The organism is uncultured Methylobacterium sp. (assembly GCF_964244095.1).
Classification (GTDB): Bacteria; Pseudomonadota; Alphaproteobacteria; order Rhizobiales; family Beijerinckiaceae; genus Methylobacterium.
The window spans coordinates 12162-36004 of record NZ_CAXTHR010000018.1 but is presented as its reverse complement, the minus strand read 5'-3'; the positions used below and the strand labels follow the sequence as shown (position 1 = coordinate 36004).

Here is a 23843-nt window from a genome sequence, read left to right as displayed (position 1 = left end):
CAATCCAGGTTGCACGGCGGCGGCGCCTCCGGCATTGGCTTTTCCGATCCGCGGCGACGCGGAACGCACGTTCCGAGCGGGCCCGTTCCCCCGGCCCCCGTCCCGCGGATTGATCCGACCGGGACGTTCCCGAAACCCCGAAGTGAGACACCGTACGAGAAAGGTCAGATGAGCGCATTCGACTATCGCAGTTTCGACGACCGCCGCCAGAATTCCGCGAACGCCAAGGCCGCGCTGCTCGCCAAGTTCAAGGCGCGCGCGCCTGCCGACGACCCTGAGATGATCGCGAAGGCCAAGGCCCGCGCCGAACTCGTCCAGGCCCGTGAGACCCGCATCCGCGAGCGCGAAGCCGCCCGCATCGCCGCCGAGAAGCGGGCCGCGGAAGAGAAGCGCATCCGCGAAGAGGCCGAGCTCGCCGCCCAGATCGCCCGCGAGACTGCAGAGGCCGCCGCGCTCCAGGAGCGCAAGGCGATGGAACTCGCCGCCAAGAAGGAATCGCGCGATGCGCGCTACGCCGCCCGCAAGGCGAAGGTGAAGGGCAAGCGTTGAGGGACCGCGCGCCATGCCCATCCCGCGATCATGCCGAACGCCCGACATGGCGCCGTCCGCTCGCAACGGACGGCGTCGCCGTTTCCCGGAACCGACGCGCTGCCGGCGGACCCTGGGCAGGTACGACGGGGTGCCCGTACGGATGCTCCTTGCCGTCCTCGCGCTGACCTGCGGCGCGCCCGCCTTCGCGCAAGGGTCTGAGGACGGGAACGGTCGATCGACCGGGCAGGAGAACCGTCCGGCCGTGGCCTGCGGGACACTGGTGTCGCTGCGCCTGCTCATGGCGGTCGCGCCTGGTCAGGCGGGGCCCCTGGCGCATGCCGATGCGGGAGGGCCCGGCTGCAAAGTGGTCCCCCGCGCCGATGTCGGGGCCGTCGAGCATCGTGCGATGATCGGCGGCGCGCCGTTCGAGTGTCTGGCTATAAGGGGCGAGCCCACCTGTCTCTGGGTCCAGCCCTGACGCATGCCGGCCACGCATCTTTGGCGTGGAGACCTGCACCAGCGTCCTTAGCTTGGCCTCCCCGAAGGCGCACGGACCGTGTCGGGAAGGGACATCAGGCCCCGAGCGGCGCCCCGATTCGCGCGCGAAGCTGGAGGCGCAGGTTCTCGTTGGCACCGGCCTCCGCGTCCAGCGCCGCCATCAGGCGCAAAAGTTGGCTGATCGGCGTGGCGCGACTCTGAACCGCTTCCGCGATCCGCTCGTGGAGCGGCTTGTCGATGCCTGGGTTCCAGTCCTGCACGCTGGTCTCGGCCGTCTGCCGCATGATCCGCCCTCGTCCTCGGAGGAATCCAGAAACTGCCGGGCGGGAGCTACGCCTTCCGCATCGCCAGCGCCAGTCTTTCCACGACCGTTCCACAGCCGGCGCAAGACCGCGTCGCCTCCGGGCCACACGCATGCGGGGAATGCGGGGATGACCGGAGGCGTGCGTCGCATTCAAGCCGAGGGCGTCTTGCGTTCTGCCAGAGGCGAAGAGGCGTAGCCTTCGAGCAGGTCCTGCGGATCGCGGTAGATCGCGATGCAGCCCGCCGCCGACAGGTCGGCCTCGGGGAATCCGCCGCAGAGCACGCCGACCGTCGCGAGCCCGGCCTTCGACGCGGCCTCGGCATCGTAGGGCGTGTCGCCGACCACGACGACCGCTTCCCGGGCGATGCCGGGAAGCCGCTTCAGCGCCGCCTGGAAGATGTCCGGATGCGGCTTGGACCGCTCGGCGTCGTCCGCGCTCGTGGCCACGTCGACGAGATCCGCGATGCCGAGGATCTCCTGGTAACGCTCCACCTCCGCGCGCTTGCCGGAGGAGGCGAGCGCGATCGTCGTGCCGTCGGCGCGGAGGCGCTCGAACAGGGCGCGGACCCCCGGAAACGGCTTCACCCGGTCGAGATAGCGTTCCTTGAACAGGTCGGAGCGGTAGGCCGCGATCGCCTCGCCCTGCTCCCGAATTTGCGTCTCCGACAGGAAGACCGGCATCAGTTCGTCGCTGCCCTTGCCGATCTGGCTCCGCACCGTCCGCCCGTCGGTCTCGATGCCGAAATGGCGGAAGGCCTCGACCCAGGCCGCCGCGTGCAGGTCGACGCTGTCGAGCAGCGTCCCGTCGATGTCGAAGATCACGGCCTTCATGGCGTCAGCGCGGGATCGGGACGAGGCGCAGGCCGTCGTCGGGCAGCAGGTTGCGGGCGGGGCCGCCGGTCTGCTGGCCGCGGCCCTGCTGATAATATGGCAGTTCCGGGTGGCGATCGTTGTCGCCGCCGGAATCGTAGGCCCAGGCCGCGTTCCACGGCGCCCGCCCATCGGCGGCGATCGGGCTGGTAGCGCCGGGTGGGACCGCCGCCGGCCGGTCGCGGTGGACCTGTGCCTGCGCCGCGGCCGGGACGGCGAGCAGCGTGGCGAGAAGGAAGGCTTTCGGGAGCGTCATGGCGTCCTCGTGCGAGTCGGGCCCGGGCGCGACGGCGTCCCGCGCAGCCTGGCCGGCGAAGGCTTCTCCCCGGACAACGGCACAGGTTCGCCCCCGTTCCGCGCCTCGGGGGTCAGGCGGTGCGCGGAACGGTGCGCCAGACGTACCAGCATAAAACCGCCACCGGCACGCCGATGAGCGCGGTCGCGACGAAGAACCAGGCGAAGCCCGTCGCTTCGATGACGAAGCCGGACGTGCCGGCGAGCAGGCTGCCGGGCAGCGCGCAGAGCGAGGTCAGGAGCGCGTACTGGCTCGCGGCGTGCTCGGTGGAGGCCAGCGAGGACATGTAGGTGATCAGCACGATCGAGGCGAAGGCGTAGGCGAAGCTGTCGATGCCGACCGCCACGGCGAAGGTCCAGAACGCCCCGCCGCCGTCGCCGCCGTGGATTGCGAGGTAGGCGAGCGCGAGGTGCGAGGCGGAGCCGAACACGGTGCCGACGACGAGGCTCGCCAGGATGCCGATCCGCGGCACGACGAAGCTCGCCAGGAAGGTGCCGCCGAGCGCGACGCCGAAGCCGAACAGCTTCGTCACCGTGGCGATGTCGGTGTTGGAGTAGTGCAGGCTCTTGAACAGCGGCATCGCCATCGCGCTCGACACGTAGCCCGGCATGCGGAAGCCCGCGACCATCAGCAGGATCGGCACCGCCATCGGCCCGAGCCGCGCGACCAGCTCGCGGATCGGCGCGACCACGGTCTCGACGAAGCCGGCGTGGTGGTGCGTGGCGTGCCTGTCGGAATCCGGCTCCGGCGCCATGAGCGCCGCGATCATGCCCGGCGCCATCAGGGCGGCCATGCAGAGATAGGCGGCGCGCCAGCCGTAGGCGTCGGCGAGGTAGAGCGCGCCGGCGCCGGCCGCGAGGTTGCCGACCCGCCAGCCGACCTCGGCGACGGACGACATCAGCGCCTGGCGCTCGGGCGGCGCCACGGTGATGCGCCAGCCGTCGATCACCACGTCCTGCGTCGCGCCGGCAAATCCCAGCGCCAGGGAGAACACCACCGTCCAGGCGAGCCAGTGCGCCGGATCGCCGAAGGCGACGCCGGCGAGCGTCGCCATCACCAGGGCCTGCGAGGCGACGATCCAGCCGCGGCGGCGCCCGAGGAGCCGGCCGAGGACGGGGGCGTCGTAGCGGTCGAGGAACGGCGCCCAGAGGAACTTGAACTTGTAGGCGAGCGTCAGTTCGCTCAGCAGCCCGAGGATGCCGATCGGCACACGCGCCTCCGACAGCCACGCCGACTGCGTGACGTAGACCAGCAGGAACGGGATGCCGGAACTGAAGCCGAGGCCGAGCATCGCGGCGATGCGGCGGTCGGCGAGGTGGCTGAGCAGGGAGGGCTTGCCCGAACCGCCCCGCGCGATCTCGTGTGGCATGCGCGCCGGGTCCTTCGTTCCGAGATCCGCCGATCGCGTCGGTGCGACCGCATATCCCGAAGCGCGCGGTATCCGAAACGGCAAAAGCCCGGCCTCGGCAACGGCAAGAGCCCGCCCCTCGGCGAGGGGCGGGCTCTTGCGGTCGATCGGGGTCTTGCGATGCGGCTCAGTGCAGGCCGGCGGCCGTCGCGGAGGCGCGGGCGCCCTTCGCCTTGGCGAGCCCGGCAGCGGCCAGGGCCTTCGGGGCCTTGGGCGTGGCGCCCTTCGGCTGGGGTTTGGCGGCGACCTTCGCGGCGACCTCGCCCGGCGCTGCCGCGACGGCGGCCTTGGCGGCGCGCGCGGCCTTCGGCTTGAGGGTCCTGGCCGGGCTCGGGGCGAGGCTCGCCTCGGCGACAGCCTGCACGGTCAGGATCGCCGGCGCGACGACCTCGGCCTCGGCGCGCAGCCAGTGGGCGTCGGCCCGGCCGTGCACGCGGCCCTCGTCTTCCCAGATGTAATAGGCGCGCTCGCGCACCCGATGCTCGATGAGGTCCATGTCCCGTCTCCCGTCGCTGTCCCGGGGAAACGATGGAAGCGCACGGTTAAGACGCGGTTAACGGGATTTTGCGGTGCGAAAGCACCGGGATTCCCGCGCGGTCCAGCGCGTCGGATCACCCGTTCGACAGCCGGCGCGCGTCCGCCCGGAGCTTGCAGCCGCCCTCATGGGCGGTCTGCCACCGGGCCGGTTGAAGGCGTCCGCCGCACCGGCGGCGACGCGCCGTCACGCCTGCCCGACGGCTGTCCGGATCGATCGCGGCTGCGCCTCAATCGAAGCTGCGCCCTTTGGCGGCGGCGCCGCCGAGGCTGATCTTCTTCGGGGCGCCGCCGAGGCTGACCTTCTTCGGCTTCGGCGCCCCGGCCTCGACGACCGGGGCCGGCGCCGGGGCGGGCTTCAGGTGCGCCTGCCCGTGGATCACCGAACCGACCTCGCCGGCGGCGCGGATCAGGTCCTCGCGCTCGCAGGCGCGAGCCACCTTCAGGCCGAGCTGGTGCATGTGGCTCTTGCCGTAAAGGTAGGCCGCGAGCTGCGCGCGCTTGAGCGGCGCGATGCGTTCGACGATCTCGGGAAAGTCGTACTCGTCGGCCCGGTAGACCGCGCCGAGGAGTTCCAGGGAGACGGGGCAGGCCGCATCGGGCTCGGCGCCGCTGGTCGGATGGGCTTGGGTCATGGATCACCTCGGGTCGATGGCTGCGGGGTTTGCGGCCCCGCCGGGGACGGTTCGGGCGGGACGAGCGCGATCTGCGCGCCGTCCGGCGGGTTTGCAGGCATCGGAGCGGGGGGCCTGACGGGCGGGTGCGGCGGCGCCGGCCCGAGGCAGCCGGTGCAGACCGAGGCGATGGCGAGCCGGGCGCGCACGGCGCTCCGCTCCCACACCGCCTCGCGCGCGGCCCGGGCGATCTCGGCCTCCGAGCGGCCGGACCCGCCGATCTCCGGCACGAGAGCGCCGAGGGGGGCGCCCGCCGGCCGGATGCGCAGGAACAGCGGCTCCTGCGCCGAGGCGGACGGGCTCGCCGAGGCGACGCAGCCCGCGGCCAGGCCGAGCAGGAGCGACCGATGGGAACGGCACCTCATGCCCTCAAGAGCCTCCCTCGGGCTTGACCGCGTCCGCCGGAGGATCGAAGCATCGCGGTTAATTACGGCTTAACGATTGCGGGGCGGAACGGCTCCCGCGGGACCGCGACGGATCGATCCCCCACACCGGCGGCGCCCTGTCCCCGGCATCCCCCGCCTCGCCGCCGACACGGCCGCGTTAACCTTTCGTCAACCTTCGCCCGGCCAGCTTGAGGGGCGATTCGGAGGGCGGTTCCATGACGATCCTCGGGCTTGTCGAAGGACTGGGGCAGGTGCTCGGCCAAGCTCCTTCCGGATGGGCGCTGGTCGGCGCGACCGCCCTGGCGCTGGCGGTCCGCGAGGCGGGTGCGCCTGCTCCGAGGCCGGTCCGGGTTCGCGCACGCCGCTGAGGCACGGACCGGACGCCCGCGACGCTTATCAGATCCCGTCGGCGTAACCCGACGCGTCGTCCCTCACGGCGGCCGCGTGCCGTTTCTCCTGCGCCCGCCCGAGCCAGAGGCTGCTGGCGAGCCACGCCGCCGACAGCGGCACCGCGACCAGCGAGACCGCGGCCGAGCCGAGGCCCAGAGCCGCGAGCCCGGTGAACGACCACGCGCCGAGCTGGTCGCCGAGCCGGTAGACCACCGTGTCGATGAAGCTCTTGGCCTTGTAGCGGTCCTCCCGCGCCACCACCGTGAACAGCACCTCGCGGATCGGCCGGCTGATCGCGAAGTTGCCTGCCCGCCGCAGCACCTGGAAGCCGACGATCGCGGCGATGGTCGGGAAAGCCGCGAGCGCCGCGAAGCCGAGGATGCTGAGCGCGGGCAGGATCGCCAGCGTCAGCCCGACGCCGAGGCGGGCCACGATGCGGCCGGTGAGGAAGACCTGCACGCCGAGCGTCAGCACGTTCACGGCAAGGTCGACGCTGGCGAAGAACGCGGTCTGCGCCGCGCGGTCCGGGAAGCTGCGCTTGGCGATGCCGGCCTGCTCGAAATACAGGTAGGTCGAGGTCACCGAGAACAGGAGCAGGAACAGGCAGATGTTGAGCAGGTAGGGCGAGGCCAGCGTCCGGGTGATGCCGGCGAACACGCTGCCGCCGATCACGTGACCGGTTCCCTGTCCGGTCTCTTGTCCAGTTCCTTGCCCTGATCCTTGCCCGGTCCCGGCCGACGGCGCCTGCCGCAGGCGCTCCGAGAGCCGGGCGAGGCCGCGCATGCTGAACACCGCCGCCTCCAGCAGCACGACGGCGCAGAGCATCAGGCCCCAGGTGGGCACGTTCCTGGCGAGCAGCGCCGTGGTGGCGGAGCCGGCGATGGCGCCGAGCGTCGCGCCCGCCGCGATGAAGCCGAACAGGCGCTTGCCCTGTTCGGTCGAGAACACGTCGACGATCGTCGCCCAGAAGATCGACACCACGAACAGGTTGAAGATCGATAGCCAGACGAAGAACACCCGCCCGATCCACACCTCCCAGTCCGGCGGCGCGAGGTAGAGCGTCAGCGCGAAGAGCAGGATGTTGCTCGCGAAGAAGCGGTAGGTCAGCGGCACGAAGCGCGCCCGCGGCATGCGCTTGACCAGCCATGCGAAGGGCAGGTTGAGCGCGAGCATGCCGACGAGCGTCGCTGTGAACAGCCAGGGCAGGTTCTCGATGCCGCCGGCCACCCCCATCTGGTCGCGGATCGGCCGCAGCACGTAATAGGCCGCCAGGATCGAGAAGATGTAGGCCCAGGACCACGCCAGCGCCGGCCCCTCCCCGGGCCGGACGCCGATCAGGCGGGCGAAGGGGTTTTCGGACGCGGCCGCCGCCGCGGGCCTTGAGGCAGGCATCATCGGGCGTTCGGCCCGGTCGCGGACCCGGCTCCCCTCATCCGTTCGGGAGTTGTCGTCTCCACGGATCGCGCGGGAACGAACGTCGCGCACGCCCTCCCCCCTCCGCGGGGGAGGGTGGCCCCTGCGTCGGCAGGGGTCGGGAGAGGGGAACGCCGCAGCCGGAGAGGTGGTGCCGCCAGCCATATTCGCCACCGCCGCGCCGCCACTCTCCCGACCCCCTCACGGGGGCCACCCTCCCCCGCAGAGGGGGGAGGGAACGCGCGTCCGGCAGGGACCCGCGTGCGGAACGGGCGTCGCGTCGCGACCGCCCTCACGGCGTCAGCCCGAGCGTCTTGCGCAGTTCCGGCGCGGTCTGCTCGTGGCCGAAGCCGGGCGAGCCCATGGCAAACCTGGCGGCATCCTTGAGGCCGCCGACCACCACCGGGTCGAAGCCGGCATCGCGCACCAGGCCCTCGGCGACCGTCAGGGCGGCCCGATCGTCGCCGGCGATCGGGATCGCCATGCGTCCGCCCGCCCGGTCCCTGCCGCCGTCGGCGCCCGCCTTGGCGAAGACCTTGGAGCTCGCCGCGTTGAACGCCCGCACCAGCTTGGCGCCAGGGAAGTACTTCTCCGAGGTCGCGCCGATGCCGTTGGCCTGGACCTCGTCGTAGAGTTCGCCGTCGCGCGCCTTGGTGGCGTTGCCCGCGTCCAGCACGACCTTGCCCTTGAGCGATTCCGCGTAGGACTTCGAGAGCTCCGGATAGGCCTTGTAGGGCACCGCCACGAACACCGCGTCGCCGAAGGCGATCGCCTCCTCGGGCGTGCCGGCCCTGGCCTTGTCGCCCAGGCCCTCGATCATCGGCTTCAGGCTCTCGGGATGGCGGGAGGAGAACATCACCTCGTGCCCGTCCTTCACCCAGAGGGTGCCGATCGTGCCGCCGATGTTGCCCGAGCCGATCACGCCGATCCGGATCTTTCTGGGTGTTTCCTGCGCCATGGCGGGCACGCTCAGGAACGCGATGCCGGCGACGAGCGCGGCGCGACGGGTGAGGTCCAAGAGGTCAGAGCGCATCGATGAAGGCCTCCATCTGTTTCCGCTCGGCCGGATCGGGCAGGCGTCCGCGGGCGGCGGCGAGGTTGTCCTCGACGTAGGCCGCCTTGGCCATGCCGGGGATCGGGCAGGTCACGGCCGGATGGCCGAGGACGTATTTCAGGAAGAATTGCGGCCAGGTCGCGCAGCCGAAGCCCTTGGCGAAGTCGGGCACCGCCTTGCCCTGCACCGCCTTGAACAGCCGGTCGCGCCCGAACGGGACGTTGACCATCACCGCCTGCCCGCGGTCGGCGGCGAGCGGCAGGATGCGCGCGGCGGCCTCGCGGTTGTCGATCGCGTAGTTGACCTGGATCGCGTCGAGGGTCTCGCGGCGCATTACCTCCTCCAGCCCGTCGAACTGCCCGTCGCGCCAGACCGTGACCCCGACGTAGCGGATCTTGCCCTCGGCCTTGAGGTCGCGCAGCACCGCAAGGTTCTCGGCCGTGTCGATCAGGTTGTGCACCGCCACGAGATCGATGGTCCCGACCTTCATCCGCGTCAGCGAGCGGTCGAACTCGGCCCGCGTCGCCGCCCTGCCCGTCGTGTCCACCTTGGTTGCCAGGAACACCTTCTCGCGCAAGGACCCTTCGGGGAGGATGAAGCCGAGCACCTCCTCCGCCGTGCCGTAGCTCGGGGCGGTGTCGATCACCGAGCCGCCGAGCGCCACGAATCGCTCGACGGCCTCCTTCAGCGGCGCGATCTTGTCGGGCGTCGGCTCCACCTCGTAGCGGCGCGAGGTGCCGATGCCGAGCACCGGCAGCATCTCGCCGGACGATGGGATCGGCCGGCGGATCAGCCCCGCCTCCACGGCGGAGAGGGTCTGGGCGAACGGTATCAGGCCCGCGGCGGCGACGAGGGCGCGGCGGGACAGGCCATGAGGCGAAGGGGGCATCGAGGGAGGCTCCGTGGCGCGAGGCAGGCCGGATGTCAGTTAGGGCGGCGCCGGCGCGGCGCCGGCTTTTTCCCGATCACGACGCCGTTGGCAGGCGACGATCGAACCCGTCAATCCTCCTCCGGCGGGTCCTCGAACTCCGCGCCCTCCGTGTCGGGGGCGATGCGGAAGCGGTACTCGTCGATGGCGAGGAACGCCCGGTGCACGGCCTGCGGGTCGAGCCCGTCGCGCACCACCAGGGTCTGGAAGTCGATGAACAGCCGCGCGATCCGGCCCTCCTCCGACAGGTCGTGGAGGGCCGGGGAACGCGCGCCGGCGCGCATCATGAACCGCTTGGCCGCGCCGTCCGCGTCGGGCAACGGCAGCACCGCGACCTGCCCCGCGGTGTCGGGGCGCAGGTCCGCCCAGCGCGACGGCGTCCAGGCGATGATGGCCTCCACCTGCTTCACCGCCCGCCTCCGCATGCCGCCCGTGGCGAGCGGCCTACAGAAGCGGGGGCGCGCCGGAAAGGGGCTACGGCGCCCGCATCACCTGTCCGCGGATCTCGCCCTTCGGGTTCGCGGCGGTGTGGATGTTGACGTAGAGCTTGCCCGCGGCGAGATCGGCGGCCTTGGCGTCGTCGATCTTGGCCGAGCCCTCGAACGGGCTCGCCGCGGCGGTCACCGGAATCAGCACGCCGGCGTTGTCGCCGGCCGCGGCGGGACCGTGGAAATGCGCGGCCGTCACGGGGCCGGTGAGCCCGTCATAGCTACCCTTCCAGGTGAGCGTCTTGCTCGCCGGGTCGTAGGTCGCGCTGACCGCGCCGGTGCCCTTGGCGTCGTTGGCGGGCACCTCGCTCGCGCCCGTCATCGCGGCCGTGTACGCCATGCCCTCGGCGGCAACCGACGCGCCCGAGACGAGGGCGGACAGCGCGATGGCGGCGAGGCTCAGTGCGGCCGGCGATTTTGCGGCCGGCGATTTTGCGGCAAAGCCGCTGCGGACGGTACGGATCATCGAATCCTCCCTCTCTGGGCGAGCCCGGCATGGGCCGCGCTCGGGAAGATAGGCGGATCACGGCCTGTCGGCGAGCGCGGCCCGGCCGGCTTCAGGCCGCGTCGGAGACCCCGGCCGGGTCGCCGGCCCGCGCGAGCCGGGCGGCGGACTTGACGACCGCGAGCACGTCGCGCCGCATCTGCGCGTCGGAGATCGCGGCGTAGGCCCTCAGCAACTCGGCGGCGCCGGCGAGGCCGAGGAAGGACAGGCTCGCGGATTCGTCGAGCGGCCGGGCCTCGTCGGACTCGTCCTCGAAGAAGGTCGAGACCGGGACGCCGAGATGGTCGGCGATCGTCTGGAGACGGCCGGCACCGACCCGGTTGCGGCCCTTCTCGTATTTCTGGACCTGCTGGAAGCTGACCCCGAGGGCCTGCCCGAGGGCGGTCTGGCTCATGCCGCGGGCGGTCCGCAGCAGCGCGATGCGGCTGCCGACGCTGTGGTCGGCACCGGTGGGTTTCTTCTGTTCCGCCTTCCTCATCATCGGGACTGCTCCGGAGCCGTCGGGGTCGGTCGGGGATGCCGATGATGCGCTATTGAACCGTGCACAACAGAAATGCAATCGTTAGATGCATCCGGCGACGCATAAATCCGCCCCGTCCTGCCGGAAAACCACACTTCCTCCGAGGATCGAACTCGCGTCCGGCCTAATACGGACCCGTCCGATCTTTATGAGATCCTTATGCGGACGGCGGCCCCCTCTTCCCGCACGGATGCGCCGGCCCCGGCCATTCTCCGGCTCGCGGCGAGCGCGTCGGCCGAGCGCATCGGGCCTCGACGCCGGCATCTCCTCGGCCGTCCTGTCCCCGGCGGAGCGCGTGGCCGCGGCGCGAACGCTCACCGGGCTTTTCGGTGACCAAGCCCCTTCGGCATGAACGAACGGCCCGGCACGGGGTTGTGCGAGGGGTTGTGGGGCCCGGCACGCGGACCGTCACCCCATCCCCGGGCCAGGAGCCTTCATGGATACGACGACGCTTTCGGCCTCCGCCTTCAAGGCCCCCGTCATCCTCCTCGCCGGAACGGTCGATGACGACATGTACCGGGACTTTCGGCGGCAGCTCACCGAGGCCACGCACGAGAACCGCGTCATCGTCGAACTGACCACGCTGGGCGGCGATCCGGAGGTGGCGCGGATGATGGGCGAGGACATCCGCTTCCGGAGCGCGATGAACCCGGACCACCGCTACGTCTTCCTCGGCAAGGCGGCGATCTACTCGGCCGGGACGACCTTCATGAGCTTCTTTGCCCGGCACAACCGCTACCTCACCCGGGGAACCCGGCTGATGATCCACGAGCGCAAGCTCGCCAAGGAGCTGACGATCAACGGCCCGCTCACCACCTGCATCGCCACGGTCAGGGCGACCCTGCACGAGATCGAGTGCTCGATCGCGATCCAGAACGAGGGCTTCGCCAACCTCGTCCACGGGTCGCAGGTGACGATGGACGAGGTGCTGCAGCGCGCGCCGTCAAACTGGTACATCGAGGCCGAGGAGGCACGGACGCTCGGACTGATCGAAGCCGTGATCTGAGGCCGGGGGGCTCGCCGGCCGCCTACTCCACTGTCACGGATTTGGCGAGGTTGCGCGGCTGGTCGACGTCCTTCCCCATGAAGACGGCGGTGTGGTAGGCGACGAGCTGGATCGGCACCGCGTAGACGATCGGCGCGACCGTGGCGTCGAGGTCTGGCATCGTCACCGTCGCCATCGTGTCGAGGCCGTGCTCGGCCGCGCCCTTGGCGTCGCCGATCAGCACGATCCGGCCGCCGCGGGCGGCCACCTCCTGCATGTTCGACACGGTCTTCTCGAACACCGCGTCGTGGGGGGCGACGACGATCACCGGCACGTTCTCGTCGATCAGTGCGATCGGGCCGTGCTTGAGCTCGCCCGCCGCGTAACCTTCCGCGTGGATGTAGCTGATCTCCTTCAGCTTCAGCGCGCCCTCCAGCGCCATCGGGTAGCTGGTGCCGCGGCCGAGATAGAGCACGTCGCGCGCCTTCGAGAGCTCGCGGGCGAGGCCCTCGATCTCGCCCTCGCGGCCGAGCGCGTCGGCCATCAGGCCCGGCACGGTGATCAGCGCGTCGACGAGGCGGCGCTCCTCCGCGGCGTCGATCGTGCCGCGTGCCCGCCCCGCGGCGATGGCCAGGCACAGCAGCACGGTAAGCTGGCAGGAGAACGCCTTGGTCGAGGCGACCCCGATCTCGGGGCCGGCCAGCGTCGGCAGCACGACGGAGGATTCCCGCGCGATCGTCGAGGTCGGCACGTTGACGACGCAGAGCGTGTGCTGGCCTTGCGCCTTGGCGTAGCGCAAGCTGGCCAGCGTGTCGGCGGTCTCGCCCGATTGCGAGATCACCAGCGTCAGCCCGTCGCGCTCCAGCGGCGCCTCGCGGTAGCGGGCCTCCGAGGCCACGTCGATCTCCACCGGCAGGCGCGCGATCCGCTCGAACCAGTAGCGGGCGACGAGCCCGGCATAGAAGGCGGTGCCGCAGGCGGTGATGGAGATGCGGGTCAGCTTGGCGAAGTCGAACGGCAGGGCCTCGGGCAGCGCGACGCGGCCGGCGGCGAGGTCGACGTAGTGGCTGAGCGTGCGCCCCACCACCTCCGGCTGCTCGTGGATCTCTTTCGCCATGAAGTGGCGGTGGTTGCCCTTGTCGATCCGGTAGGCCTGCGTGGCGATCGTCTGGCGCGGGCGCGCGACGGTGGTCCCGTGGATGTCGCGGATCTCGGCGCCTTCGCGCGACAGGATCGCCCAGTCGCCCTCCTCCAGGTAGGTCAGCGCGTCGGTGAAGGGCGCGAGCGCGAGCGCGTCCGAGCCGAGATAGGTCTCGGCCCGGCCGTAGCCGATGGCCAGCGGCGCGCCGTGGCGGGCGCCGATCAGCAGGTCGTCGTAGCCGGAGAACAGGAAACCGAGCGCGAAGGCGCCGCGCAGGCGCGGCAGGGTCTCGGCCACCGCCTCGACCGGGCCGAGGCCCTGGTCCATCGCGTGGCTGACGAGTTGCGCCACGACCTCGGTGTCGGTCTCGCTCTCGAAGCGGACGCCCTTCGCCTCGAGCTCGGCCTTCAGCGCGCGAAAATTCTCGATGATGCCGTTGTGGACGACGGCGAGCCGCGCGGTGGCGTGCGGGTGGGCGTTGGTTTCGTTCGGGCGCCCGTGCGTCGCCCATCGGGTGTGGCCGATGCCGATCGAACCGCCGAGCGGCGCCTCGCGCAGGCGCGCCTCGAGGTTGACGAGCTTGCCCGACGCCCGCCGCCGCTCCAGCCGCCCGTGCTCCAGCGTGGCGATGCCGGCCGAATCGTAGCCGCGGTATTCGAGGCGGCGCAGAGCCTCGACCAGCGGGCCCGCCACCGCTCCGTTCCCGACGATGCCGACGATGCCGCACATGGTGGATGTCTCTCGTGTCGCCGAACCGCTTCGCCGCCAGGCGGCACCCCGGCGCCCAGGGGACCGTCGGGTGGCCGCCGTGGCCCCGGCTTGTATCGGATCGAGGCGGCGCAGGGCCAGCCCCGACCGGATTCGCGGCGCGCGGCGCGACAGGAGGACCGGCGCAGTCCTTCACCGTGGACTCGAAGGTCCTGCGACAAACCCCAGGCTTGGTTAAGGTTTTACGGGTCGAGCTGCGTTGTCCGCCTTCAGCGCCGTCCGCTTGGTCTCCGCCCAGCCGGGTTTGACCGCCTGGCGCCCGCGGGCGACGGCGAGCGCGCCGTCGGGCACGTCCTCGGTGATCACCGAGCCCGAGGCGACGAAGGCGCCGGCGCCGATGCTGACGGGGGCGACGAGCGCCGCGTTCGAGCCGATGAAGGCGCCCGCGCCGATCACCGTGCGGTGCTTCGAGACGCCGTCGTAGTTGCAGGTGATAGTGCCGGCCCCGATGTTGGCGCGTCCCCCGATCTCGGCGTCGCCGAGATAGGTCAGGTGGGCGGCCTTGGCGCCGGGGCCGAGCCGGGCGTTCTTCACCTCGACGAAGTTGCCGATGGCGGCGCCGGGCTCCAGCACCGCGCCGCCGCGCAGGCGCGCGAACGGGCCGACGCGGGAGCCCGCCTCCAGCCGCACGTCCTTGAGGTGGCAGAAGGCGTGGACGACGCAACCGTCGTCGACCCGCACGCCGGTGTCGAACACCACGTGCGGCTCGACCAGGACGTCCCGCCCGAGGATCGTGTCGTGGCTGAGGAAGACCGTCTCGGGGGCGATCAGCGTCGCGCCGCCGAGCTGCGCGAGGCGGCGCAGGCGCGCCTGGATCGCGGCTTCCGCCACCCCGAGCTGCATCCGGTCGTTGACCCCTTGCGCCTCCGCTTCCGCCACCGGCACCACCGCGACGGGCAGGCCGTCGCCGACGGCCAGCGCCACGGCGTCGGGCAGGTAGTACTCGCCGGCTGCGTTGTCGTTGCCGATCCGCGTCAGCAGCGAAAGCGCGTGGGCGCCCGCGAGCGCCATCAGCCCGGCATTGCACAGGCGCACCCGGCGCTCGTCGAGGCTCGCATCCTTCTCCTCGCGGATCGCCAGCACCCGCCCCCCCTCGGTCAGCACCCGGCCGTAGCCCTCCGGATGGTCGGTCTCGAAGGCGAGCACCGCCACGGCGGCCCCGTCGGCCAGCGGCGCGCGCAGCCGCGCCAGGGTCTCGCCGCTGACCAGCGGCGTGTCGGCGAACGCGACGATCACGTCGTCGCCCGCCCCCAGCGCCGCGCGGGCGGCGAGCACCGCGTGCGCCGTGCCGAGGCGCTCGACCTGCGGATAGACGTCGGAGCCCGGCGCGAGCGCGGCGATCTCGCGGGCGACGTCGTCGCGACCGGGCTCGGCCACCACGGCGATGCGCGCGGCGCCCGCGGCCTGGACCGCGGCGAGCACGTGGCCGAGCATGCTCCGGCCGGCCAGCCGGTGCAGCACCTTCGGCAGGTCGGAACGCATCCGCGTGCCCTTGCCCGCCGCGAGCACGATCGCCGTCAGGCTGCGCCGCACATCGTCTGCTGTGGTCATCGCCTGGACTCCTCGGGGCGCGTCGCCGTCGCCGACGGGCCGCCCGCCTTAAGTCTCTGCGCACGGCCGCGTTCGGGGATGCGTTAGCCGATCGCGCGCGCCACGCAAAATGCCGTGCCGCCCAGCGAACTGGTTCGGCGCGCGGCGTGGCCGACGCCTTTAACCCCGGGTTCAGGCGCGGGGATGGTAGAGGAGGCGTGATCGTTGCGAACTGTTTCCGGACGGACTGTTTTCCGGACGAACCGTTTCCGCGGTCTCGCCGTTTCCGCCGATCCCCGGCCAGCCGGCCGGGGGGACGATACTCCCGCACGAGGGCACGACGCTGCCGACCGAGCCCCGCTCCGCCCCGAACGCCGCCCGCGACCCGGGCTTTGCCGGATCACGCGATCACACCCGCCGCGACCTGATCCGCCTCGCGGCCGCCGGCGGCCTCCTCGCCGGCACCGGGCTGCGGATCGGCCCGGCGCGCGCGCAGGACGCCCCCACCCTGCCGGCTGCCGGCGCGCCCTTCGACGCGGCCACCGTGCCGGACCTCGCCCGCGCCTTCGCCAAGGCCGCCTACGCGGCACCGCGCACCGACGACCTGCCCGCCGCGCTCAAGGGCCTCAGCCGCGAGCAGTACGGCGCCATCCGGGTCAGGCCCGGCGCCGCGATCTGGGAGGGCGACGACCTCGGCTTCGCGGTCGAGCCGCTGCACCGCGGCGCGATCTTCACGGGGCGCGTCGCGCTGTTCCTGGTGGAGGGGGGGCAAGTCCGGCCCCTCGCCTACGATCCGGCGGCGTTCGAGACCGCCGGCCCGGCGCTGCCGGACTTCGCCGAGGACCCGGGTTTCTCCGGCTTTCGCCTGCGCGCACGCTTTCCCGGCGAGGCCGGGCTTTCCGACTTCGCGGTGTTCCAGGGCGCCTCGTTCTTCCGCCTGATCGCCAGGGGCCAGGGCTTCGGCATCAACGCCCGCGCGCTGACCCTGCGCCCGGCCGATGCCCGCGGGGAGGAGTTCCCGCTGTTCCGGGCGGTGTTCATCGAGCGCCCGACGGGCGGCGGCGCCCTCGTCCTGCACGCCTTGATCGATTCCGATTCCGCCTCGGGGGCGCTGCGCATGGTCCTCCGGCCCGGCACGGAGGCCTCCACCGCCGACGTCGAGACGACCGTCTTCGCCCGCAAGGCGCTCGACCACCTCGGGCTCGGCGGCATGCAGGCGAGCTCCCTGTTCGGCCCCCTGGACCGGCGCGGCGTGGACGACGCGCGGGCCGCGGCCTTCTCCGCCGACGGGCTGCAGATCCGCAACGGCGCCGGGGAGGCGATCTGGCGCCCGGTGCGCAACCCCGACACCCTGCAGGTCTCGTCCTTCCTGGACGAGAACCCGAAGGGCTTCGGGCTGACGCAGCGGGTGCGCGCCTACGACGCCTTCGCGGACGACGTGCAGCACTGGGAGTGGCGTCCCTCCCTCTGGCTGGAGCCGGGCGACGCCTGGGCCGCCGGCGCGGTGACGCTGATCGAGATCCCGAGCGATGCCGAGCTCAACGAGAACGTGCTGGCCTACTGGCGCCCGAAGGAGGCCGTGGCGGCGGGGGGCGAGACCACGTTCCGCTATCGCCAGCACTGGTGCTGGCAGCCGCCGCTCCCCGCGCCCGGCACCGATCCCGTCGCGACGGTGACGGGCAGCCGCAGCGGGCGCGGCAGCTCCGGCACGCGGCGCCTGTTCCTGGTGGACTTCACCGGCGCGGGGCTGTTTGCCGAGGGCGGCCTCGACATCGCCCTGTCGGCCGGCCCCGGCACCATCGCCCGCCGGCAGCTTTTCAGCTACCCGGAACGCGAGACCGTCCGGGTCGCCTTCGAGCTCGACCCGGGCGGCGAGCGCGCGAGCGAGCTGCGCCTCGCCCTCCGGCGGGCCGGGCGCGCGGTCACCGAGACCTGGCTCTACCGCTGGACCCCCTGAGCTTACCTTCGATCCGAGGTTCCCTTCTTGGCCGTGCGCATGGACGATTCCGCCACCCTCCCCGCCGCGGCCCGGTCCGACGCGCCCGCGGGCGATCCGGATCCGGACGGCCTCCCGGCGGCGATGCCGGCGGAGGCGCCGCTGGCGATGCCGGTGCAGGACCTCTCCGCCTGGGACCCCGTCGCCGGGCACCGGCCGGCCCGGCTCCATCCCCGCCCCCGGGCCGCCCGCACCTTCGTCTTCGGCGCCGCCGCCCTGCTCACGGCCCATGGCGGCTGGCAGATGTACGAGACCGTCTCGGTCTCCGGCTCGCCCACCGCGCTGCAGTACGCGCTCGTCGCGCTGTTCCTGCTGACCTTCTCCTGGATCGCGCTGGCCTTCACCAGTGCGATCCTGGGCTTTGCCGTGCTGCTCGGCCGTCCGCGGCTGCCGCCGGTGCCGACGGGACTCTCCACCCGCACCGCCATCCTGATGCCGGTCTACAACGAGGGCACCGCGCGCACCTTCGCCGCCATCGAGGCGATGCGCGAGGCGGTCGACGCCACGGGGCTCGGCCCCGCCTTCGACTGGTTCGTGCTCTCGGACTCGACCCGACCCGACGCCTGGATCGCCGAAGAGCGCGCCTTCCTGGCCCTGCGCGCCCGGCTCGGGACCGACGCGCGCCTGTACTACCGCCACCGGCCCGAGAACCACCACCGCAAGGCCGGCAACATCGGCGACTTCGTCACCCGCTGGGGGGCCTCCTACGACCACATGCTGGTGCTCGACGCCGACAGCCTGATGACCGGCGATGCCGTGGTGCGGCTGGCCGGCGCGATGGAGGCCGACCCCGATGCCGGCATCGTCCAGACGCTGCCGCTCATCATCAACCGCAACACGTTGTTTGCCCGGGTGCAGCAATTCGCCGCCCGGATCTACGGGCCGGTCATCGCCGCGGGCTTAAGCCACTGGTCGGGCCGCGACGGCAACTACTGGGGCCACAACGCGATCATCCGCACGCGGGCCTTCGCGCAGGCTTGCGGCCTGCCTGACCTGCCCGGCAAGCCGCCCTTCGGCGGCCACGTGCTGAGCCACGACTTCGTCGAGGCGGCGCTCATCCGCCGCGCCGGCTGGGCGGTGACCATGCTCCCCACCCTGCCCGGTTCCTACGAGGAGAGCCCGCCCTCGCTGATCGACGTGGCGGTCCGCGACCGGCGCTGGGCGCAGGGCAACCTCCAGCACGCGCGGATCATCGGGGCCGCGAGCCTGAACCCCGCCTCGCGCCAGCACTTCGCCACCGGCATCGCGGGCTACGCCGCGTCGCCGTTCTGGCTGTGCCAGCTCGTGGTCGGCATCGCGCTGGTGCTCCAGACCGCCTATGTCCGCCCGGAATATTTCACCAGCGAGCTCGGGTTCTACCCGGTGTTCCCGCGCTTCGATCCCGTGCGCGCGCTCCAGCTCTTCGGGCTGACCATGGCCATCCTGCTCGCCCCGAAATTCCTGGGACTTGCCGTTGCGCTGATCGATGCGCCCGTGCGGCGAGCCTGCGGCGGCGCGGGCCGGCTGCTGCTCTCCGGCCTCATCGAGATCCTGCTCTCGGCGCTGATCGCGCCGATCGCGATGGTGATCCAGTCGGGCTCCGTGTTCGGCATCCTTGTGGGCCGCGACACCGGCTGGAACCCGCAGCGGCGCGACGACGGCTCGATCCCGCTCTCCGACATCGTCCGCCGCCACTGCTGGCACACCGTGCTGGGGCTGGTCTCGGGCGTCGCCGCCATCGCCATCGCCACCTCGCTGTTCCTGTGGATGTCGCCGACGATCCTCGGCCTCGTGCTGGCGATCCCGATCTCCTGGGCGAGCGGGCAACTGGCCCTCGGCCTCGCCCTGAAGCGCCGCGGCCTGCTGATGACCCCGGAGGAGCGCGACCCGCCGGCGATCGCGACCCGCGCCGGCCAGCTCGCCGCCCGCAACGCCGCGCACGGCCTCGACGCGGCGGACGCCCTCTGCGCCCTTCATGCCGACCCGGCCTTCGCCGCGGCTCATATCCGCATGCTCCCCGCAGCCGCGCCGCGCCCCCGCGGCCGGATCGACCGCGATCACGCGCTGGCCCAGGCCAAGGTCGTCGAGGCCGAGACCATCGACGAGACCCGCGCCTGGCTTTCGTCCAAGGAGCGCATGGCCGTCCTCCACGACCGCACCCTCCTCGCCCGCCTCGCCCGCCTCAGGCCCTGACCCGATTTTCCGTGTGTCCGCCCGGCGCGAACTCCGCTACAAGCCGATCCTCCGGAAGGGTGGCCGAGTGGTTTAAGGCAGCGGTCTTGAAAACCGCCGTGGGGGCGACTCCACCGTGGGTTCGAATCCCACCCCTTCCGCCACGATTCATTCCGTGTTCCCGAGAGAAATACGGATCGTTCCGACGGGTCCGACGGGTTTTCGATTTCCAGCGGATTCCGTGCGATCGTCGACGAAGCGCGGGGCACCGGACATCCTCGTCAGCGAGCCGCAAACCTTCAGCGCGCGAACGCGGTCCGCAGTGACGGAAGAGCTTTGGTCGGGGCTGGCGCCGCGTCGCCCATCTGCAGGCTGGAACCATGTCCATGATCTTCGGGTCATGAAACCGCTCCGGATTCCTTGCGTGGTCGGATTTTCTTCACGCGAGCGGGCATCTGCTTGGCTGGACGATGCTCCATGAAAAGAAAATTTATATATCCCTTACGCTAATGATCGACGTAAATTCTAATACTCATATTCCTTGATCTGGCAAATTAGGTCAGCGACGACCGTGTTTTACAAATTATCAATGTTCTGGAGGCATTAGTGAAGCTTGGATCGCGCTTAAGGTTTCCATAGGCGCTTCATGGCTGAGCGAGATCGCACATCTATGTCCGCCGTCTCACGTCTGGGTCGCCCCCTTATCGACGAAGCCGCCACCGCACGCGCATCGAGACCACACCCGGCCTCCGCCCCTGACCTGACGCCCTACCTCAACGCGGTTCAGCCGGGCCTCCTGCTGGTTGACGGCGCCGGACGGGTGATCCTCTGCACCCGCCAAGCCCGGTGCCTCCTTGGCCTGCCGGACCTGCGGTCCGTCGAGACCTGGCCGGTTCGGCGGATCCTGCATGCCGTGCGATCCCATCTGCAACGATCCGGGCGCGCGACCCTGGCCCGGCTTCACCATGCCGTGAGGCAAGGCAGTCCGGTCTCGCTGGAGCTGTCCGTGCGGGAGCGGTTCGTGGAGGTGGGCCTCTATCCGGTGATCGGGGGAGGCTGGGCGGCGACCATCGCGGATGTGAGCGCGCGCAAGGTCGCCGAGGCCGACGCGGCCGAGATGGCCCGCCTGGACCCGCTGACCGGCCTGCCCAACCGCCTGCACCTGCGCGAGCGCCTCGACCAGGCGCTGGAGCGTCTGCGCCGGGGGGAAGCCTGCGCGGTGCTGCTGATCGATCTGGACCGCTTCAAGCCCATCAACGACACCCTCGGCCACCCGATCGGTGACGCACTCCTGAAAATCGTCGCCGACCGCCTGCGCTCGACCTTGAGGCCCGTCGACACGGTGGCCCGCATCGGCGGCGACGAGTTCGTGATCGTCCAGGCCGGCGTCAGCAGTCCCGCGAACCCGCAGGCCCTGGCACGGCGCATCATCGACCTCGTCGGCCGCTCCTACATCGTCGAGGGACATCTCATCAGCATCGGCTGCAGCGTCGGCATCGCCCTCGCCCCGACGGATGCCGCCGATGCCGGCACGCTTCTCAAGAACGCCGATCTGGCGCTCTACAGGGCCAAGATCGACGGACGAGGCACGTTCCGTTCCTTCGAGCCGAGCATGAATGCACGCATGCGGGCGCGACGCGCACTCGAGCTCGACATGCGCCAAGCCCTCGCCCGGCGCGAGTTCGAGCTGCACTACCAGCCACAGCTCAACCTGGAGACCAACCAGCTCGTCGGCTGCGAGGCGCTGATCCGCTGGCGGCATCCGGTGCGCGGGATGGTCTCGCCCCTCGACTTCATCCCGCTCGCCGAAGAGATCGGTCTGATCGTGTCCATCGGAGAGTGGGTGCTGCGGCAGGCCTGCCGGGATGCCGCGACCTGGCCGTCGACGGTCTCGGTCGCGGTCAACCTCTCGCCCGCCCAGTTCAAGAGCGAGCGCCTCGTGGAGATGATCGTGTCCGCCCTCGCGACCGCGGGGCTCGATGCCCGCAGGCTCGAACTGGAGATCACCGAGGGCGTCCTGCTGCAGGAGAGCGAGACCACGCTCCAGACGCTGCATCGGCTGCGCGACCTCGGCATCCGCGTCTCGATGGACGACTTCGGCACCGGGTACTCGTCGCTGAGCTACCTGCGTTCGTTCCCGTTCGACAAGATCAAGATCGACCGCTCGTTCGTCAGCGACCTCTCGGGCAGACCGGACGGCAACGCGATCATCCGGGCGATCGCCGGGCTCGGCAGGAGCCTCGGCATGACCACCGTTGCCGAAGGCGTCGAGACCGCCGACCAGATGCAGTGTATCCGAGCCGAGGGCTGCACGGACATGCAGGGCTACTTCCTGAGCAAGCCCATCCCGGCCTCGGACATCCTGGCGCTCCTGACGGCCGCACGGAACGCCGCCTGACCAAAGCCCTGATCCTTCGGAGCCATGCCGTGACCAGCCTCTATCGTCTCGTTTACGCCAGCAAGAACCTGCTGCGGGGCTCCGAGAGCGAGATCGCCGCGGCGGTGATCCAGATCCTGGAAACGTCCCAGCGCAACAACGCGAAGGTCGACGTGACGGGGGCGCTGATGTTCAACGCGGGCGCCTTCGCGCAGGTGCTGGAGGGCCCCCGTCGCGCGGTGGAGGCCACCTTCGAGCGCATCCAACGCGACGAGCGCCATACCGACGTGACCGTGCTGCAGTGCGGGCCGGCCGAAAGCCGCGGTTTCCCGAACTGGTCGATGGCCTTCGTCGGCCAATCCGCAACCGGACACGCGCTCTGGCACAGCCTGGCCGCGGATAGCGGGTTCGATCTTGCGCGCCTGGACGGCGACCAGATCTTCACTGCCCTGCACAGCCTGATCCTGGAGGAGGAAATCCAGCCGGCCGCCGCCGGCCCCGCCTCAGTAGCCCCGGCCGACGCCTCCGGCGTCGGCGCATTCGACGTCGATCGCGTCAGGGCGGAACTTGCGTGGCCGGGCCAGGCCGCATCGACATCCCCATCGCTTCGTCCCGCCGGAGAAGCCGCCGCCGGGACGCCGCAGCCCTTCCAGGCCGGGAGCGTGGAGCCGAGCACGGCATCGGTGGCCGCACTCGCCGTCTTCAAGGCGGCGCTCGCCGATGAGCGGCAGCGCACGACCGATCTGCGCAATGACTTGGACGATCTGCGCGTCGCGCTCGCCGCAAGCCACGCGCGTGCCGAGCGGTTGATCGAGGAGCGTGACCTCTGGGCGAGGCGTGCTCGGTTGATGGCGAGCGCGCTCGGTCACGAGGCCGAGGGCGTCGGAACCGGTGCGGAGGAGCGCGGCGGGTCGAAGTCGCAATCGGCGGTCGGCGGGGCGAGAGGGTGCGCCGGAGCCCGCGCGGCTTGAAGGGCGAGAGCGGTTTCTTCGCGTGAGCCGGCGTCCACCTTACTGGAAAATGCTTTAAGCGGGCTCGTGTTGGCAGGCCAACGCGAGCCCGCCTGGAAGATCGCTCACGGGCGGCGCAGAGCGGGAGCCGGGCTTGAGCCGACGGTACGGACTGGAGATCCGCGCGGCGGCCGCCGCCGACGCGCCCGGTCTCGCCGCGCTGCTCGGCATCGCGGGCCGCGGGGACGCCGTCCGGGACCTCGCGGAGCGGATCGAGGCCCTGCGCGGGGACCACGGCGCCGTCCTCGTCGCGGTCGAGTGGGGCCCGCCGGGCGGGCTCGTCGTGCTGCACTGGTACCGGACCCTGACCGCCGCCGCGCCGAGCGCGCAGATCACCACGCTCCTCGTCGCCCCCGGGGATCGCCGGCGCGGCCTCGGCCGCCTGCTGCTCAAGGCCGCCGCTCAGGCCGCGCGCGTCGCCGGATGCGACGCGATGGACCTGCTGATGCCGCCGGACCAGCCGGACCTGCGGGCCTTCTGCGCCGCGGCCGGCTTCGTCGCGGCCGGTGAGCGCGTGACGCGGCCGCTGCGGAAGAAGGGCGCGGCGGGCGTCGATCCCGAGCGTTGATCAGTGGACGGTCCCGTCCGAGCCGGGCTCCAGGGGCACGGCTTCCGCGAACGGGAATTCCAGCACGACCTCGCCCTCCGCATCGGTGACGACGAGGCTCGCGGCCATCAGCCGGCCCTGGTCCGGTCCCGCGCGCAGGGCGGCCAGGATCGTGTCGCGGGCCGTCTCCCAGGCCGCGTCGGCGTCCGGCAAGACCGTCCCGTCCGGGTCGGCGACCCAGTCGGAGCCGATCCGGATGTTGAAGAAGTAGTGCGGCACGGTGCAGGTTCCTGCGCGCTCGGGGCATCGCGGCCCGCGATGCGAACCGGGGGGACACGAACCGGGACATGGTGAACCGCAGGACGGCAGCAAGCCCGGACGATCCGCGCGCCGTCCGCCCTTGCCGGCCTGGACGCCCGGTGCCCGCCCTCGTGCCGGCCTCCTTCTCGGGCGGGCTCGGACCGTCGAACCCTCCGATGCAGGGCCGGCCTGCCTCGTGGTCGCGGCGTCCGGACGCGCTGCCGACGACCCCCGAAAGCC

25 protein-coding genes and 1 tRNA gene are annotated in these 23843 nt (G+C 71.5%); 10 read left to right on the top strand and 16 right to left on the bottom strand.

The window, feature by feature from the left end; genetic code table 11:
- Positions 1-168: 168 nt before the first annotated feature.
- Together ACFE86_RS05035 and ACFE86_RS05030 are read left to right on the top strand one after the other, a co-directional pair.
- Positions 169-549, top strand: a complete 381-nt coding sequence (locus ACFE86_RS05035; RefSeq protein WP_375454225.1) for a DUF6481 family protein — start codon at positions 169-171, stop codon at positions 547-549.
- Positions 550-691: 142 nt separating this feature from the next.
- The gene (locus ACFE86_RS05030) at positions 692-1009 is read left to right on the top strand and encodes a hypothetical protein (protein WP_375454224.1); all 318 of its coding nucleotides are present in this window, start codon (positions 692-694) and stop codon (positions 1007-1009) included.
- Positions 1010-1103: 94 nt separating this feature from the next.
- On the opposite strand, the gene ACFE86_RS05025 is transcribed toward ACFE86_RS05030, so the two are convergent.
- From ACFE86_RS05025 to ACFE86_RS04995, 7 genes are all read right to left on the bottom strand, one after another.
- Positions 1104-1313 (bottom strand): hypothetical protein, encoded by a 210-nt coding sequence (locus tag ACFE86_RS05025; protein ID WP_375454223.1) that lies wholly within the window; start codon positions 1311-1313, stop codon positions 1104-1106.
- A 170-nt stretch (positions 1314-1483) separates the two neighbouring features.
- Complete coding sequence (locus ACFE86_RS05020; protein ID WP_375454222.1) at positions 1484-2164, bottom strand: HAD family hydrolase; 681 nt, start codon at positions 2162-2164, stop codon at positions 1484-1486.
- A gap of 4 nt (positions 2165-2168) precedes the next feature.
- Complete coding sequence (locus ACFE86_RS05015) at positions 2169-2459, bottom strand: hypothetical protein (RefSeq protein WP_375454221.1); 291 nt, start codon at positions 2457-2459, stop codon at positions 2169-2171.
- A 112-nt stretch (positions 2460-2571) separates the two neighbouring features.
- Entirely contained in the window at positions 2572-3867 is a 1296-nt protein-coding gene (locus tag ACFE86_RS05010; protein ID WP_375454220.1) for an MFS transporter, read from the bottom strand.
- A 166-nt stretch (positions 3868-4033) separates the two neighbouring features.
- Positions 4034-4402: a DUF2934 domain-containing protein gene (locus ACFE86_RS05005; RefSeq protein ID WP_375454219.1), complete on the bottom strand. Its 369-nt coding sequence runs from the start codon at positions 4400-4402 to the stop codon at positions 4034-4036.
- Positions 4403-4670: 268 nt separating this feature from the next.
- Entirely contained in the window at positions 4671-5075 is a 405-nt protein-coding gene (locus ACFE86_RS05000; protein ID WP_375454218.1) for a hypothetical protein, read from the bottom strand.
- Positions 5072-5479: a hypothetical protein gene (locus tag ACFE86_RS04995; RefSeq protein ID WP_375454217.1), complete on the bottom strand. Its 408-nt coding sequence runs from the start codon at positions 5477-5479 to the stop codon at positions 5072-5074. Before ACFE86_RS04995 ends, ACFE86_RS05000 begins: the two co-directional genes overlap by 4 nt.
- 236 nt (positions 5480-5715) lie before the next feature.
- On the opposite strand from ACFE86_RS04995, the gene ACFE86_RS04990 reads away from it, so the two are divergent.
- The gene (locus ACFE86_RS04990) at positions 5716-5868 is read left to right on the top strand and encodes a hypothetical protein (RefSeq protein WP_375454216.1); all 153 of its coding nucleotides are present in this window, start codon (positions 5716-5718) and stop codon (positions 5866-5868) included.
- Between the two features lie 28 nt (positions 5869-5896).
- Here ACFE86_RS04990 and ACFE86_RS04985 read toward each other — a convergent pair whose 3' ends face one another.
- The 6 genes from ACFE86_RS04985 to ACFE86_RS04960 all read right to left on the bottom strand — a co-directional run bounded on the left by ACFE86_RS04985 (position 5897) and on the right by ACFE86_RS04960 (position 10756).
- The gene (locus ACFE86_RS04985) at positions 5897-7282 is read right to left on the bottom strand and encodes an NTP/NDP exchange transporter (RefSeq protein ID WP_375454238.1); all 1386 of its coding nucleotides are present in this window, start codon (positions 7280-7282) and stop codon (positions 5897-5899) included.
- Positions 7283-7595: 313 nt separating this feature from the next.
- Complete coding sequence (locus ACFE86_RS04980) at positions 7596-8336, bottom strand: NADPH-dependent F420 reductase (protein ID WP_375454215.1); 741 nt, start codon at positions 8334-8336, stop codon at positions 7596-7598.
- Positions 8326-9246 (bottom strand): aldo/keto reductase, encoded by a 921-nt coding sequence (locus ACFE86_RS04975; protein ID WP_375454214.1) that lies wholly within the window; start codon positions 9244-9246, stop codon positions 8326-8328. Before ACFE86_RS04975 ends, ACFE86_RS04980 begins: the two co-directional genes overlap by 11 nt.
- Positions 9247-9356: 110 nt before the next feature.
- Positions 9357-9695, bottom strand: a complete 339-nt coding sequence (locus ACFE86_RS04970; protein ID WP_375454213.1) for a hypothetical protein — start codon at positions 9693-9695, stop codon at positions 9357-9359.
- A 64-nt stretch (positions 9696-9759) separates the two neighbouring features.
- Complete coding sequence (locus tag ACFE86_RS04965) at positions 9760-10239, bottom strand: CHRD domain-containing protein (RefSeq protein WP_375454212.1); 480 nt, start codon at positions 10237-10239, stop codon at positions 9760-9762.
- Between the two features lie 91 nt (positions 10240-10330).
- The gene (locus tag ACFE86_RS04960; protein WP_375454211.1) at positions 10331-10756 is read right to left on the bottom strand and encodes a helix-turn-helix domain-containing protein; all 426 of its coding nucleotides are present in this window, start codon (positions 10754-10756) and stop codon (positions 10331-10333) included.
- Positions 10757-11234: 478 nt separating this feature from the next.
- Here ACFE86_RS04960 and ACFE86_RS04955 point away from each other — a divergent pair, with 478 nt between their 5' ends.
- Positions 11235-11804 carry an ATP-dependent Clp protease proteolytic subunit gene (locus ACFE86_RS04955; protein ID WP_375454210.1) on the top strand — a complete coding sequence of 190 codons (570 nt, stop codon included), beginning with the start codon at positions 11235-11237 and terminating at the stop codon, positions 11802-11804.
- Positions 11805-11826: 22 nt separating this feature from the next.
- Here ACFE86_RS04955 and glmS read toward each other — a convergent pair whose 3' ends face one another.
- Both glmS and glmU read right to left on the bottom strand, forming a co-directional pair.
- Positions 11827-13653 carry a glutamine--fructose-6-phosphate transaminase (isomerizing) gene (gene glmS, locus ACFE86_RS04950; protein WP_375454209.1) on the bottom strand — a complete coding sequence of 609 codons (1827 nt, stop codon included), beginning with the start codon at positions 13651-13653 and terminating at the stop codon, positions 11827-11829.
- 213 nt (positions 13654-13866) lie between these two features.
- Complete coding sequence (glmU, locus tag ACFE86_RS04945) at positions 13867-15243, bottom strand: bifunctional UDP-N-acetylglucosamine diphosphorylase/glucosamine-1-phosphate N-acetyltransferase GlmU (RefSeq protein ID WP_375454208.1); 1377 nt, start codon at positions 15241-15243, stop codon at positions 13867-13869.
- 322 nt (positions 15244-15565) lie between these two features.
- On the opposite strand from glmU, the gene ACFE86_RS04940 reads away from it, so the two are divergent.
- The 6 genes from ACFE86_RS04940 (at position 15566) to ACFE86_RS04915 (ending at position 23324) form a co-directional block, all read left to right on the top strand.
- Complete coding sequence (locus ACFE86_RS04940) at positions 15566-17179, top strand: glucan biosynthesis protein (RefSeq protein WP_375454237.1); 1614 nt, start codon at positions 15566-15568, stop codon at positions 17177-17179.
- 39 nt (positions 17180-17218) lie between these two features.
- Positions 17219-19390, top strand: coding sequence for a glucans biosynthesis glucosyltransferase MdoH (mdoH, locus tag ACFE86_RS04935; protein ID WP_375454236.1), 2172 nt, complete (start codon positions 17219-17221; stop codon positions 19388-19390).
- Between the two features lie 53 nt (positions 19391-19443).
- Positions 19444-19533, top strand: a tRNA-Ser gene (locus tag ACFE86_RS04930).
- 524 nt (positions 19534-20057) lie between these two features.
- Positions 20058-21767, top strand: a complete 1710-nt coding sequence (locus tag ACFE86_RS04925; protein ID WP_375454235.1) for a putative bifunctional diguanylate cyclase/phosphodiesterase — start codon at positions 20058-20060, stop codon at positions 21765-21767.
- A 29-nt stretch (positions 21768-21796) separates the two neighbouring features.
- Positions 21797-22717 (top strand): BLUF domain-containing protein, encoded by a 921-nt coding sequence (locus tag ACFE86_RS04920; protein WP_375454207.1) that lies wholly within the window; start codon positions 21797-21799, stop codon positions 22715-22717.
- Between the two features lie 133 nt (positions 22718-22850).
- Complete coding sequence (locus ACFE86_RS04915; RefSeq protein ID WP_375454206.1) at positions 22851-23324, top strand: GNAT family N-acetyltransferase; 474 nt, start codon at positions 22851-22853, stop codon at positions 23322-23324.
- On the opposite strand, the gene ACFE86_RS04910 is transcribed toward ACFE86_RS04915, so the two are convergent.
- Positions 23325-23582, bottom strand: a complete 258-nt coding sequence (locus ACFE86_RS04910; protein ID WP_375454205.1) for a DUF6894 family protein — start codon at positions 23580-23582, stop codon at positions 23325-23327.
- Between the last annotated feature and the right edge of the window lie 261 nt (positions 23583-23843).